The sequence below is a fragment of the Chloroflexota bacterium genome, assembly GCA_020161265.1.
Classification (GTDB): Bacteria; Chloroflexota; Chloroflexia; order Chloroflexales; family Herpetosiphonaceae; genus Herpetosiphon.
The window spans coordinates 418,250-432,426 of record JAIUOC010000005.1 but is presented as its reverse complement, the minus strand read 5'-3'; the positions used below and the strand labels follow the sequence as shown (position 1 = coordinate 432,426).

The 14,177-nt window shown below is 48.6% G+C and carries 13 protein-coding genes; 8 read left to right on the top strand and 5 right to left on the bottom strand.

Annotation, left to right across the window (positions count from 1 at the left end; genetic code table 11):
• The first annotated feature begins 47 nt into the window (after positions 1-47).
• Positions 48-1,421: a dipeptidase gene (locus LCH85_13905; protein ID MCA0353082.1), complete on the top strand. Its 1,374-nt coding sequence runs from the start codon at positions 48-50 to the stop codon at positions 1,419-1,421.
• A gap of 61 nt (positions 1,422-1,482) precedes the next feature.
• Here LCH85_13905 and LCH85_13900 read toward each other — a convergent pair whose 3' ends face one another.
• The gene (locus LCH85_13900; GenBank protein ID MCA0353081.1) at positions 1,483-2,367 is read right to left on the bottom strand and encodes a GNAT family N-acetyltransferase; all 885 of its coding nucleotides are present in this window, start codon (positions 2,365-2,367) and stop codon (positions 1,483-1,485) included.
• Positions 2,368-2,686: 319 nt separating this feature from the next.
• On the opposite strand from LCH85_13900, the gene LCH85_13895 reads away from it, so the two are divergent.
• Both LCH85_13895 and LCH85_13890 read left to right on the top strand, forming a co-directional pair.
• On the top strand, positions 2,687-3,265 hold the full coding sequence (locus LCH85_13895) for a cupin domain-containing protein (protein MCA0353080.1): 579 nt from the start codon (positions 2,687-2,689) through the stop codon (positions 3,263-3,265).
• 66 nt (positions 3,266-3,331) lie between these two features.
• Positions 3,332-4,684, top strand: a complete 1,353-nt coding sequence (locus LCH85_13890) for a hypothetical protein (protein MCA0353079.1) — start codon at positions 3,332-3,334, stop codon at positions 4,682-4,684.
• Between the two features lie 122 nt (positions 4,685-4,806).
• On the opposite strand, the gene LCH85_13885 is transcribed toward LCH85_13890, so the two are convergent.
• Positions 4,807-5,403, bottom strand: coding sequence for a histidine phosphatase family protein (locus LCH85_13885; protein ID MCA0353078.1), 597 nt, complete (start codon positions 5,401-5,403; stop codon positions 4,807-4,809).
• Positions 5,404-5,615: 212 nt separating this feature from the next.
• Here LCH85_13885 and LCH85_13880 point away from each other — a divergent pair, with 212 nt between their 5' ends.
• Positions 5,616-7,454 carry a HAMP domain-containing protein gene (locus tag LCH85_13880; GenBank protein MCA0353077.1) on the top strand — a complete coding sequence of 613 codons (1,839 nt, stop codon included), beginning with the start codon at positions 5,616-5,618 and terminating at the stop codon, positions 7,452-7,454.
• A gap of 69 nt (positions 7,455-7,523) precedes the next feature.
• On the opposite strand, the gene LCH85_13875 is transcribed toward LCH85_13880, so the two are convergent.
• The gene (locus LCH85_13875; GenBank protein MCA0353076.1) at positions 7,524-8,525 is read right to left on the bottom strand and encodes an ABC transporter substrate-binding protein; all 1,002 of its coding nucleotides are present in this window, start codon (positions 8,523-8,525) and stop codon (positions 7,524-7,526) included.
• Positions 8,526-8,728: 203 nt separating this feature from the next.
• Between LCH85_13875 and LCH85_13870 the strand changes: the two genes are divergently transcribed.
• Together LCH85_13870 and LCH85_13865 are read left to right on the top strand one after the other, a co-directional pair.
• A complete protein-coding gene (locus tag LCH85_13870) occupies positions 8,729-9,154 on the top strand; it encodes an ester cyclase (protein ID MCA0353075.1) in 426 nt (141 codons plus the stop codon).
• 88 nt (positions 9,155-9,242) lie between these two features.
• A complete protein-coding gene (locus LCH85_13865; protein MCA0353074.1) occupies positions 9,243-10,136 on the top strand; it encodes an SDR family oxidoreductase in 894 nt (297 codons plus the stop codon).
• A gap of 33 nt (positions 10,137-10,169) precedes the next feature.
• Here the strand turns inward: LCH85_13865 and LCH85_13860 are convergent, their stop codons facing one another.
• Positions 10,170-10,754, bottom strand: coding sequence for a TMEM175 family protein (locus LCH85_13860; protein ID MCA0353073.1), 585 nt, complete (start codon positions 10,752-10,754; stop codon positions 10,170-10,172).
• Positions 10,755-10,873: 119 nt separating this feature from the next.
• Here LCH85_13860 and LCH85_13855 point away from each other — a divergent pair, with 119 nt between their 5' ends.
• On the top strand, positions 10,874-11,899 hold the full coding sequence (locus LCH85_13855; GenBank protein ID MCA0353072.1) for a hypothetical protein: 1,026 nt from the start codon (positions 10,874-10,876) through the stop codon (positions 11,897-11,899).
• Here LCH85_13855 and LCH85_13850 read toward each other — a convergent pair.
• Entirely contained in the window at positions 11,896-12,408 is a 513-nt protein-coding gene (locus LCH85_13850; GenBank protein ID MCA0353071.1) for a hypothetical protein, read from the bottom strand. The two genes, LCH85_13855 and LCH85_13850, sit on opposite strands and share 4 nt — an antisense overlap.
• 555 nt (positions 12,409-12,963) lie before the next feature.
• Between LCH85_13850 and LCH85_13845 the strand changes: the two genes are divergently transcribed.
• Positions 12,964-14,172, top strand: a complete 1,209-nt coding sequence (locus LCH85_13845) for a metallophosphoesterase (protein ID MCA0353070.1) — start codon at positions 12,964-12,966, stop codon at positions 14,170-14,172.
• Positions 14,173-14,177 lie beyond the last annotated feature (5 nt).

The following is a 14,177-nucleotide window of genomic DNA, read 5'->3' as shown; positions in this document are numbered from 1 at the left end:
CGATTTGGAGCACACTTGGTTGTGCTCCTCAGTGTGAGGTCTATCAGATGACGGTTGATGCTGCCTTGGCATGGGTCAACGATCGCCATGACGATCTATTGGCTCGATTTAGTGAACTGCTACGCATTCCCTCAGTGAGTACCGACCCCGCTTATGCTGCCGATGTCCAACTCTGTGCCGATTGGTTAGTTGGCGATCTGCAACGGATTGGATTTGCCAATTGCCAAGCGATCGCCACCAGTGGTCATCCTGTCGTTTATGGCGAGTGGCTCAAGGCTGGCGCGGCAGCCCCAACCATCTTGGTCTATGCCCATTATGATGTCCAGCCAGTTGAACCATTAGAATTGTGGGAAACCCCGCCGTTCGAGCCAGTCCTGCGCGATGGCAAATTGTATGCGCGTGGCTCGATCGACGATAAATGTGGCGCATTTGCCAATTTGATCGCCTTTGAGGCGCTGCTTGAGACCACTGGCACACTTCCGGTCAATATTAAAGTCATCTTCGAGGGCGAAGAAGAAACTGGCTCGCCTGCGATGGAGCCATTTGTGCGCGAGTATAAAGAGTTGCTCGCCGCAGATTTGATGTTAATTTGTGATGGCGGCTCAATGCCCGACCAACCGCTCATGTTCTACACTGCGCGGGGCATCATCGGAGCCGAAGTTAAGGTAACTGGGCCAAGCCATGATCTGCATTCGGGCTTAGTTGGGGGAGCAGTTCAAAACCCCATTCATGTCGTTGGCAAGATTATCGCCGCCTTGCACGACCAAACTGGACGCATCCAAATTCCTGGCTTTTACGCCGATGTGCAAACACCATCGGCCAAAGAGCAAGCACTCATGGATACTCAAGAACCAGATTTCTTCGAGATGTTGAAAAACGAAAGTGGCCGCAAAACGTTTTGGGCCAACGAACTTGGTTCGTTGGTTGCTCGTACCACCGCCTTGCCAACTTGCGATGTAAACGGTATTTGGGGCGGCTACCAAGGCGCAGGCACCAAAACAATCATTCCAGCTGAAGCGGGCTTTAAAGTCACGATGCGCTTGGTTGCCAACCAAGATCCTCATGGTGTTCTCGAAGCATTTTGCCAGTTTGCGCAAAGCTTTGCCAGCCCTACTGCCGATGTGAGCGTCACCAAAGGTCCAACCAGCCACCCTGTCAATTTGCTCTACGATGGGCCAGTCATCGAAGCCTTACAAGCCGCCTTTGAAGCAACGTGGGGCAAGCCCGCCATGCTCTATCGTCAAGGTGGCTCAGTGCCAATTATGGGCATGTTTCAGCGCGAATTGGGCATTGACTTGGCAACCTTGGGCTTTGGCACCGGTGATAACGGCCATGCACCCAACGAATATCTGTTCGTTGATGCATTCTTCCGTGGAGTTGCGACCGCCATTCATTTCTATACCCGCATGGGTCAGCAATAAACTAAACCAGCGCAGAGGGATTAGGTTCCCTCTGCGCCACAAGCCTATAGTAATTAACTAGTTAGGCTTGTAAGTTTAACACTGCAAATGGCTCGCCAAATGGCTGTTCGGTCGTTTCAACAAAACCACATGCCTGATACAAACGCCGTGCAACCTCATTCTCAGCTTCGTAACTAACCCCAACCGACCTGCCACCAGCCGCTCGAATCGCCAGGATCACCTGATCAATCGCCTGCCGCCCATACCCACGCCCTTGAAATCGAACATCAACTAAGAGGCGGAGAATCCCCCAGCCATATTCGGGATCATGGCCATACATCACAAATCCAACCATCACATCATCAAGATAGATGGCTTGGGTGATCCAGTGAGGCTCAAACCTAGATTGGACAAGCGAGGCTGCTGTACTGGCGACAAATCGCGTTTGATGGGGAGCAACGGTTAATGCCAAACAAGCACGCGCATTGGCAAGCGTAATCGGCTGAAGTTGAATGATGCTATCAGGGTAAATCCGTGGTGAAATTGATAATCCAACCGTTGGCTCCTCGGCTGCATCCGTCGGGATCGGCGACCATCCAAGCGCAGCCAAAAACGCTTGGGCAATAAGCTTTGATGGATAGGTAGCGTAGAGACAGTCCACCGCTGGGTAGAGTTCAAGCTCTGCTACCAACGAAGCAATTGCCGCCCGTCCATAGCCACGCCGAACATAACGCGAATCAATCACGAGATCATACAACCACCAGCGTCCATCATCGATCGAGCAACCAGAAACGAGAAGGCCAACAATATTGCCAGTTTCATGATCAACAATGGCGCGGATCTGAGTATTCGGAATCAGCGCGGCACGGGCATAGGCCATTGTTAAAGCAGATGGATCAGCATAAGCAGCACTTGAGCTAAGCGATTGAGCCATGACCAATGTCAATGGTTGTAACACCACATCCATACAATACTCCTTCCAAGATCAATCCCAACCAATAACAAAAGGGACGGCATCAATAGACCTTGCAGGTCTACTAGATGGCCGTCCCCAATGATGGTGGTCGGAATTCAATTAATACGAATAGATATTCGCTTAACGATCCTACATCAACATGCTAAGCATTGTCAATACGGCTGAAAAGACTAGGATGAACGGTGCAAACACAAATTTCTCAATCACAATCAGACATATTTAGCCTCATTGGTGACCATTGAGCATATCACCGCTAATCGTAAACTAATCCAACAATTGTGGTTTTGAGTTTAAGCTAGGAGCGCTGTCTATGCTGATTCGTCAAGGCGTTACGATTCATAATCCGCTAACCCAATCGCAAACCGTTGTCCTCGAAAGTGATCAAGAAACCCAAGGCATGGGTTGGTTGCTTGAGGTAACTTGCCAACCCAACACCAAACCCGATATCGCCGAACATCGCCATTTAACTTGGACAGAGACCTTTGAAATTATGAGCGGCATCGCTCACTATAGCCTCGATGGCAAACAACAAACGCTCAAAGCTGGCGAGTCATTTCAAGTTAAACCAAACCAAGCGCATATTCACCCCTGGAATGCTGGCGATCAGCCGATGGTTTATCGCCAACGCAATCTGTTTGCTCAAGCCAACCCCGCCGCTGTCCAAGATGTATTGGGCGTGTTCGCTACAGTCGCCGATTTGGCTCGCCAAGGCAAGGTCAATGCCGAAGGATTACCCAAAAATCCCCTGCAACTCGCTGCGACTGCAAGAACTTTAGGTCGGTATGGCGGTTATGATACGCGCATGCCGATCCCGGTGCAGAAAGTATTATCTGCAACCCTTGGTCGGCTAGCCGAATTGCTGGGGTATCGCGGGGTCTACCCCGCTTAAATCTCGTGGCGATGGAGCAAGTGTGTAGCTGCATTGCCAGGCTTTTAATTTGGAGGAAGGTTGTGTATGCGCTTTTCATGGCGAATGCTGGGGACGATTGTCGGCTGGTTAATCTTTGGGGCATGGGTTGGATTTGGCTATAGTATCGTTCAACAAAATGGCCAGCGCGGAATCCAAACTGTCGATTTTCAAAGCTATGCTTTGGCTGCTGAACGGATGCAACAACAGGCTAGCCCCTATCCTACCATTGCTGAGGCTCAGGCGATGTGGCGCAGCGTGCATCAGTGGGAGCAACGCATGCTCAACGCGCCGGATCCCGCCGCCAAACTTGCAGTCAAAGCCGAATATGATCAAGTTGGGCAAATCGTTGGGCCATATTTGTACCCGCCGACGTTGGCCACTATCGTAACTCGTTTGCAAATTAGCAGCCTCGGGATGGCCGCAAGCTTGAGCATTGCAACGATCATATTTGTGGCATTTTGGCTCTATCTAACCAAACAAAGCAGTGGCTGGACAATTTGGGTTATGTTGAGCATGGAGTGTTTGATCGGCATTGTAGCAGGCAATATTGAGTTTCTGCTCTTACTTGGCAGTTTGGTTGGCGGTTATTGGGCGCTCCATCACTCGCGTATAGCTGCCGCCCTGATTATTGCCCTCATGCTATTGATCAAACCATTTTATGCAATGTTTTTTGGAGCACTAGCGCTGCTGGCCTATTGTAGCCTCGCCGATCAGGCCGCTCGTCAGGCCTTGCTCAAACGAATTGCCAGCATCGCTGGGTTAGCTTTAGGCTTGATTGGGCTTGAAATTTGGCGCTGGGATCAGGCGCTGCGCAACGAAACTTTCAGTTATTTAACCCATACCTTAGAATATCAATGGTTTAACTTTTCGGCTGCTGAGCAAAGCCCAATGAGCATGTGGAATCGTACACCCTTACAAGGTTTGATCAACCTTGGCATCAGCGCCAATAGTGCTCAAATCTTAGCGCTTGGCTTATGGCTAGTGAGTTTAGGGTTGATCGGTTGGTTGGTTTGGCACAAAAATCTTGGTTTTCCAATGCTCTATGGTTTGAGTTTTATCTTGTTGTATTGGGGGAGGCCTGTTGGTTGGTCGTTCTCGTTTATCGAATTGATTGTGCTAAGTTTGGCTTGGCCTTGGCTCAAACTATGGGGCAAAATTGGTCTCAGCACCGCAATGCTAGGCCTGATTGGCTCACGTTGGGTTGCCCTCATGCTCACAGCCCAAGCCCAAGGAATGCCACTGAATACACTGCAAACCAATACCTTCGCTTGGGAATCGTGGTTGGTATTGCCATGTTGTCTGGCCTGTTTGGGCTATGCCATTCGCCAACAATCGCAGCATAATGTTTCGATAGCCATAAGCCAACAGCCGGTCGCGCACTCTGCCCCTCTAGGTTAAATTTGCTCTAGACAGGAAGGATTAGGGATCAAAAATTTTAACTACAAAGAACACGCAACGCACAACGGTTGCACAATCCTACGCTTAAAATCAAAATCCGATCCCTAATCTCTTGGTCTTAATTAAACAAAGGTTTGGGCAGCCAATGCCAAATGACCCACATCGCCATGACGAATTAAACAGCGCCAGCCTTGATCAGTAATACTTACCTCGGTTAAACCACAATGTTGAATATCGGCGTTGATCCAATGGGTATTGGCTGCTCCAAAAATCGCTGCAACTACCGCACTAATCAAATTGCCATGGCTCACCAAGAGAATCTGCCCGTCGGCTTGAGCTGGGCCAAAATACTTTTGCCAGAGGTCAGCAAATTGTGCTACCCCTGCATCAACAATCGCAGGCTCAATTTTAGCAAAAAAGGCTTGGGTCGATTGAGGCAAAGCTGGATCATTGGGAATCGAAGGAATTAATTCGAGCAACAATGGCTCAACTTGTAACGGAATATGAGGATGCTGTTGCTGAAGCCATTGGGCAGTTTCAGTTGCGCGAATACTCGGACTATGCCAAATTTGGCTGATTGGTAGTGCAGCCAAGCGCGTCGCCAATGCCTGAGCTTGTTGCTGCCCTAAATCGGTCAAGGCTCCATCGGGCAGCGCCGATTCGCCAGCTTGATTGAGATACTGCCCATGACGAACCAAATAGATTGTTCGTTTAGCCATCCAAACCCTCCTTTGATTGATCAATAGCCTCAGCATAGCAAATTTTAGCCGACAGCCAATGATAGCAAACTGAAATCCTAACCCAAAAAGAGCTAGCAAATGGAGCGTACTTTTGGCTATTGACAGCAGCCATTGGCTCTACGATGATATGGAAATCTCAAAACTTGTTTCCATGGCGATTTGTTGGCGTTGTTTTAGGGAAATGTGTGATTATGCATATACCAATCCTTTCGCGTATCAGCACAAAAATCACCTTAGCCAGTGCGTTCTTGCTGTTTGCAACAATTTTGCTGGTGGTAGTTGGGCTATTGCGTGGCTTTGCCCAAACCCGCACCGATGTTACCACCGCCAGCCAACATGGTCTGCAAAATCAAGGTCAGGTGGCTTTGTTTGATCTCACCCAAGTTGAGGCCAAATTGCTCAATGCCAACCTTGAGCAAGCTGCCAGCACGACACGCCATCTGGTCAGTTTGTTTAATAGCCTTGATCAAGTTCCAAGCCTGAGCTTAACTGACCCATTGAGCCAACTCACGACTGGCCCTGCCAACAATCGTTTTGATGCCAACCCCAACCGCAAGAGCGATTTAGTGATTTTTGCCAATACTCCTGATAGCGCGTTACTGCGCCAAAACCTACGCGATTCGCAGATTCTCGACGCGATTTTCCCTGGGGTTTTGGCCAATTTAGGCGATGCGCTAGCAATTTATTATGTTAGTAACGAAGGCATGACCCGCTATTATCCGGTTTCGAATTTGCAAGATATTGTGCCGCCTGATTTCGATGTGCCCAACGAAAATTTTTATACGATTGTGGCGGCAACCCGCAACCCTGAACGTAAAACGGTTTGGACAGATATTTACTCGGATGAATTGGGCAAAGGCTTACTAACAACCGTCAGTTCGCCAATTTACCAAGGCGATCAATTTCGTGGCTTTATTGGCATCGACATTACTTTGAATGAATTTTTGAAACAACTTGAAACGATTAAACCCACCCCAGGTAGCTATGCTTTTGTGCTCGATCAACATGGCGATGTAATTGCTGCGCCCCAAATTGCGCTCCAAACATTTTTGAATATTCCTAGCTCGCAAACCCTTAGCCCAAGCCAAACCCTCGAACTCCAGATGAACCCCACCACTGCCCCAGTATTAGCCAGTGTGCTTGAACGGATGCAGAATAACCAAAGCGGCATTCAAACGCTCCAAGCAAACAACCAAGATTTGGTTGTAGCCAACGCTGCACTTACCTCGATCAATTGGCATATTGTGGTGGTTGCGCCCAAAACCGAGATCACTAGTGAGGCCCAAGCAGTCACCGCCACAATCGAAACGAGTTCAGGTCGGATTGTTGGCAATCTATTATGGTTTTTGGCAGCACTAACGATTATTACCTTGCTAGCGACTTGGTTAATCAGCAATCGGCTGAGTCAGCCAATCGTGGCGTTGGTGCAAAATACCCAAGCTTTAGCTGAGTCAAATCAGTTTGTACAGTTGCCTGAGCAAAGCAAAGATGAGCTAGGATTTTTGGCTCGTGCCTTCAATCAAATGGCTAGTAAAGTGCAAGCCGCCCAACAAAGTCTCCAACAAGTCAATCAAAATCTTGAGCAAACCGTGCAGCAGCGCACCCACGAGCTAGAACAAGAGCGCGAATCGTTGCAACAAACCCTTGATCAACTCAAACTAGCCAATAGTACGGTGGCCAAACTGACCGCGCCAATTATTCCAGTGGCGCAAGGCGTGGTGGTTGTACCAATTACTGGCAGCCTGAATACCGAGCGAATCGAGCAATTGCAACAAGCCATGTTGCGTACTGCTGAGCGTCTACGGATTCATACTGTCATTCTCGATGTGACAGGACTTGAGGTTTTGGAAGATTCAGCGACCTTTGTCCGCAGCCTTGATGCCTTGCGCTTGCTTGGTTCAAAAGCAATGCTGGTTGGAGTAAGTGCCGATTTTGCCCAAGATTTGATTCAGAGCGGCATCAACCTTGATTCAGTTACGACCATGGCCAATCTGCAAGCAGCAGTCCGAGCAACATTAAATCAAGCCTAGAACCAATGACCACATACCAAAACCCCCGATCCACACTAAATGGATCGGGGGTTTTGGTTCGATGCGGGTCTAGCGGTCAGGAATAACATCTAAGAACAAGGTTGAATAGGCCCGACCCAACTCAATTGGCTCTTTGAGTGCGCCCTGGGTTTGCAACATTTGGTGAGTAAACGACCAAAGATCGGGTCGCATATCGCCAATTTTGGTGTTTGCAGGCTTGATCAACTTGAGCATTTCAGTTAAGCGCCGCAGTTGGGCATCGCGATTGAGCTTAACATCGTAGGTCACCACATAATCAACCGCTTGGCTTGGGTTAGCAATTACGTCATTCCAGCCTTTGAAGGTAGCTTTGAGGAAACGCGTGACCAAATCGGGGTTTTCAGTCGCCATTTTTTCGGTAGTAATCAGCACCAATTCATAGCTATTGATGCCGTAATCACTCATCAACATAATTGAAGGTGGGTAACCCCGCTCACTTAGTTCAATCGCTTCGTTGATATTCCAAGCCACCAACGCATCAATCTCGCCATCAATCAACTGATCGATGCCTGAATCAAAGCGCGGTAAAGGCTTAGCGCTTTCCAAATCGATACCTTGAGCCGAAAGCAGTGTATTGTAAAGCTGGGTAGCCCCGCCTTCCGAGGCCAGCACTTTTTTACCAACCAAATCTTGCGGCGTGCGAATATTAGCGCCAGGTAACGAAAGAATCGCCAATGGGCTATTTTGGGTTAGCACGGCGATCCCAACTACGGGCTTACCATTGGCGCGAGCTTGAATCACACTATCGGCGCTAGCTACTCCAAAATCGGCGGCTCCGCTACTGACTTTTTCAGTCCCATCAATATAGCCGTTGGCATCGAAACCGCCTGCAATCAACTCGACATTCAAATTCTGCTCGCCAAAGCGGCCATTCTTTTCAGCAGCAAAAAAGCCCGACGACGAATAATCAAAAACCCAGTTCAACTGAAGCTTGACCGAATCCTTAGGGGCAGGGGTGGGGGTTGCTTGGCTCGTGCTACAAGCAGCCAATAGCACCAGCATGAGCACACTGAGATAGCTTAACCGGCGCATCCTAACTCCTCGGCGAGACAGAAGCTTAACCATGGGCAACCTCCATGAACAAAAAAGCACTAAGCGCAATATAATCTAGATACGGGCTGTGTAAATGTCATTATTAGATCGACCAATGTCCTTGTCAAGGTCTATAAGTCCTAGCCAAGCGCTAGGCGTATGAAACACCAAAGGCTTAATCGCATACCAAAAGGATGTTTACCATGATCGAGCAATACAAACAATTATCGGCAATCGTCATTAATCAAATCTATAATCAGGCTCAATTTGAGCAGATCGAGCAGATTTTTCACCCGCAATATGTGCAGAAGCCGCTTGGTTATAATGGATTTAAGGGTGTTGAACGGCATGTCAATGAAGTACGCAGCGCATTTAGCGATTTAAATCTAAGCTTAATTGACCAAATCGCTGAGGCTGATGGCGTAGTTAATTTGGTGCTCTTTAATGGTACGCATACCGGTCAACTCTGGAAATTTGCGCCAACCCAGCGCCAAGTCAGCGTTATGTTGATCTTGATTCATCGTTTTGTGGAAGGCAAAATCGTCGAGGCAATCTTCAACCTTGATCAGCTAGGCCTCCTGCAACAACTTAAATTATTGCCAACGCCAATTTGGGCCAAACCTAATTAAGTGTCAGATTTTCAGGCCTGCTGGCCCTCTCTACTACACCATATAATTAATCTATATAGCTAGTTTGTGTTGAGTAGAAAGGATTTCCATGGCACACGCTCAAACAATTTTGGTAACTGGAAGCAGCAGCGGTTTGGGTCGGGCAATCGTCGAAACTTTGGCCGAGCATGGCCACACGGTATTTGCCTCAATGCGCGGGATTGCTGGCAAAAATGCCCAAGCCGCCCAAGAATTACGCGATTTTGCCAGCCAACATGGATTAAACATCGAGCCAATCGAGCTTGATGTAGTCAATCAAGCCTCAGTCGATCAGGCAATTGCCACCATTCAAGCCAAAGCAGGCCGCCTCGATTGTTTGATCAATAACGCGGGCGCTGGCTTGGCGGGCTTAACTGAGGCCTGTAGCATCGAGCAAGTTCAGCAATTGTTTGATATCAATGTGTTTGGGGCATTGCGGGTTACCAAAGCTGTTTTGCCATTAATGCGCCAACAGCAAGCAGGCCTGTTGATCACGATTTCTAGTACCAGTACCCAAATCGTTGTGCCGTTTTTGGCCGCCTATGGAGCCAGCAAAGCTGCCGAAGAAATTATGGCCCAAAGCATGTTTTACGAATTGACCTCGCTGGGGATCGATAGCGTAATTTTGCAACTGGGTGGCTATGCAACCAAGTTTGGCACAAATATTCAGGTTGCCGCCGACCAAAGCCTGAATGCCGCCTATGGCTTGGCTGGTCAATTTGCTCAAGGCATCAGCACCGGCATTGTGGCTGGGCTTGAGTATGCTGATAATCCAGTTGACGTTGGCAATAAAATCAATGAAATTTTGGCAATGCCCAGCGAGCAACGCCCACGCAAATATAGCATGGGCGGTGGTTCGCAAGGCCTGAATGAACTCAACCAACAGCTTGAGCCATTGCAAGCAAGCTTAATTAGCTTGATGCAAATGGAGCCATTGTTGTTGCGCAGCCAAACTGCCAGCTAGCCTACTCGTTGAGAGTCGAGAGAGGCAGCAATATTAATCTTCAAGCTCATTCAGATGCAATTCGATTCGGCGATCAGGCAAGAGCCACATAATTGCGACCGCCACATAGAAAAAGCCCGCCAAGGCTGGATGAATAAAGGCACAACCAATTGCTACAGCGTAGAGCAAGGGCGAGAGTTTACCTTTAAGATCACGCCCAATCAATTTCGCCAACGGAGAATTTGCGCCTTGACTACGAATAATCGTGAGTTGTAGGACCCAATAGGCAACCCCTGCACCCAACATCACAATCCCATAGGCGGCGGTAGGAATCGTGGCAAAGTGGTTTTCGCCCATCCAGCCAGTCGTAAATGGCACAAGTGAGAGCCAAAACAACAAGTGCAAATTAGCCCAAAGTATCGCCCCATTAGACTGGTTGGTCACATGCAACATATGATGATGATTGTTCCAATAGATCCCAATATAGACAAAACTCAAAATATACGATAGCAAGACTGGCACTAATGGCTGAATATCAGCCCAGCTATCCCCATGGGGAATTTTCAACTCCAATACCATAATCGTCAAAATAATCGCGAGCACCCCATCACTAAACGCCTCTAACCGCTGTGTTTTCATCACCACTCCTGAATCTTGCTGGAATTACCGCTATTTGACAATTTTTGTCATATTGTGTCAATACCCAATCGACTAGTCTTACCACTATACAGATTGATAGCGGTTACAGGAGGAACATTATGGGTTTGAAGAAATGGTCGTTGATTGGGGCTGCATTGGTTGGTTTATTGTTCGCTCAGCCAATTACCCCCAGCACAGCCAGCCCACAAGATTTAGATATCGCTAGCAGAGGATCGATTAGTTGTGCCTCGCCTACCACTGAGCGGATCGATTGCTTTGTGGTGGGCGATGATAAACAAGTTTGGCAACATTCATGGCAAAGCGGTCTTGGTTGGGGCAATTGGGTTAGTTTAGGCTTTCCCTATTTCACAATCGATACCAGCGGGGGTGTTTCGGCAGTTGCCCGTGATAGCACAACGATTGATATTTTTGTAAGTGGCAAGGATGGTAATTTTTTCAATCTATACCAACGCACCTGGAATGGCACAACTTGGAGCGATTGGACGAGCTTAGGCGGACCAAGCTCGTGGGATATTTACGAATTGAGCTGTACCTCAGCTTCGGCCAGCAACATTAGTTGTTTCGTTCGCGCCAGCGATAATCACCTTTGGCAAAAAACCTGGAGTGGCAGTGGTTGGTCAACATGGGGCGATCTCGGCGCATTTGTTAATGGCGGCCCATTTAAAGGCCTCACCTCAAGCAATTACAACACCGATAGTATTCTGCTTTTTGCCATCGGCAGCGATGGTCATGCCTATCGTCGTTTTTACGAAAGCGGCACATGGAGTGGCTGGCTCGATGATGGCGGGCCAACTGGCAGTAGCTTCGATCAAGTAAATTGCCAAGATCAAGCAGGCAGCAAGATCACATGTGCGTTTACCGATACCATGGGAGACGTTTGGTATCGCACATGGGAATCAGGCTGGAGCACATTTATACAGCTAGCAACCCCACCATCAAGTGCTAAGGGGGTGGCAGTAGCCCATTATTCCAGCTTGGGAACGGTGATTATTACCAACAGCTTTGATGGTAGGCTTTATCGAACATTTCAACCAGACCCAACCAGCGCTTGGTCTAGTTGGCTTGATGATGGTCGCCCGCAAGATCTTCAAATCTTTTTGCCAATGGCGATAAAGCCCAACTAAGCCTTGAGCAAGGCAAAATGGCGCATATCAGCAACTTGTTGCTTGTTACGTTTGAATAATTCTTGGTTGTAGCCCACAATCAAAGCCAAAGCGCTAGCTTCATATTCGCTGTAGTCTGCATCAAAATACATTGCAGCCGCCAGCATGAGGCTAGCGCGATCAGTATATTGATGGCCGATTAATTGGCGTTTCGCCGTAGCCAACGAAATTTCGGTAACTGGCAGGCCCGTCCCATAAATTAAGCCAATCAAGGCTCCCACAATCCGTTGACAGGCAATTAGATCGGCGGGCTGGGTTTTGGGCAATGGCGCATTAATCACACATTCAACCAATTTCGGATAATCGCGCAGCCATTGTTGGCATGATTGAACTGCGAGGATAATTCGTTGCTTAGGGGTGCAACGGCGGGCATCAAGGTCGAGGTGGGCATGTTCTACAACGCGGGCGGTGGCACGTTCAAAAACAACCATACCCAAATTTGCGGCTGAAATATCAAGTGCAAGAATCATCGTTCTACTCCCTTATGTCGTGTAATAGGTCAGGAGGTCGCATGAATGGCCATGAACATTTAACAATGGGCATGGCTCTAGCCTCAGAATCTCAGTACTAACCATTCGCTCAAGGGTTAATCCTTGGATGCTAACCCATAGGGGTGATATTTAATCCAGAATTGCCCCAAGTACTAGCCCTATTTAGGTTGCTGATACGACCTATTGTCTTAGGTCAGCCTTACCAAAAGGATTACCACCAAACCTGTGATTAACCATGCAAGGCATCAACGTTGTGGGTAGGACAATTGAAGAAGCAATAATGAAAAAAACGCCTAAAACCACAAACGGCTCGCAAAATGGAGCCGCTTGTGGGAGAGAAGAGAGAGGAGAAGGTTTGATATGAATATAGCAAAACTAGTTTAATTTGTCAAGTAGCAATTAACTGTTGCTTGAGGCCGCTGCAACAGATGTTTACAAAAAAAAGCGTAGCAAACGACGAACTCGTAGTACACTACTTAGGTGCTTGTTTATCGGCACACCAAGATCTGCAATCAATCACCGAGAGGAATATCTATGGCTGCATCCGAGGCAGATAGCTTGCCGAAAGCTCGCCCATCACAACGGCTTAATCGACGTAAAATTGCCAGCATTATTATGGCTTGGATGGCGCTGTGCTGGCTAATTATTGGTAGTGTGTTTTATAGTGTCATACCTGGTGGCTGGCTCAGCATCCTAGGCTTGATGCTCTTGAGTTACATTCCACTGCTATTCGTAGCACGTTCGTTTGGTGGGCCAGTTGCACCATCGGCGCATCTACGCTTGTGGGGCTTTCGGCCATTTTGGTATAGCCAATTGCTCTTGCCATTGATGGCAATCGGTGGCTTGATTGGCCTGATTATTGGCTTGCCTTTCCATAGCAGTGGGTTGCTAGGGCGTGGCTTGGCAGGTGGCATCGGGTTACTCTATTTGACGGGCATTGGTTTGGCTTATTTTGGCTCACGCCGCTTGGCAGTGCGCGAATTGACCGCCAATTTGCCCCAATTGCCCAATGAGCTAGCTGGCTTGAAAATTGTCCAGATCTCGGATACCCACGTTGGGCCGCATACCTCGCATCGCCACTTGCGTAACGTCGTCGCGGCAATTGAAGCCGCCAAGCCCGACCTGATTGTGATGACTGGCGATCAAGTTGATGATTATGTTGATGATGTTGAACCATTTGCCGCAGCCTTCGGCCAACTCTCAGCCCCATTAGGCGTTGTCGCCATCGCTGGCAATCACGATGTCTATGCTGGTTGGGATGGCGTGCGGGCCGGTTTAGAAACCATGGGCATCAAGGTTTTGGTCAATCAAGCAACTGCATTTAACTATCGTGGTGTGCGTTGGTGGCTGGCAGGCACTGGCGATCCCGCTGGAACCTACGTGGCCCAAGGTCGCGAAGTCGTAGCCCCTGATATTCCCAAAACATTGGTTGATGTTCCAGCCAACGAATTTCATGTGGTTTTAGCCCACAACCCAGCGCTCTGGCCCGCTTTAGCTCAACGCAACGTGCCACTAACCTTGAGCGGCCACACGCACTACGGCCAATTTGCCATCCCCAAACTTGGCTGGAGCATGGCCTCGGCCTTTTTGGAACATGCCATGGGTCACTATCAGCTTGAGCAATCGCTGCTTTATATCAACCCAGGCACAAACTATTGGGGTATTCCCTTCCGGCTTGGCACCAAGCCCGAAGTCACGGTGATTACATTGCAACCCAGCCAAACCGCCTCAATCATTGGGTAAATGGC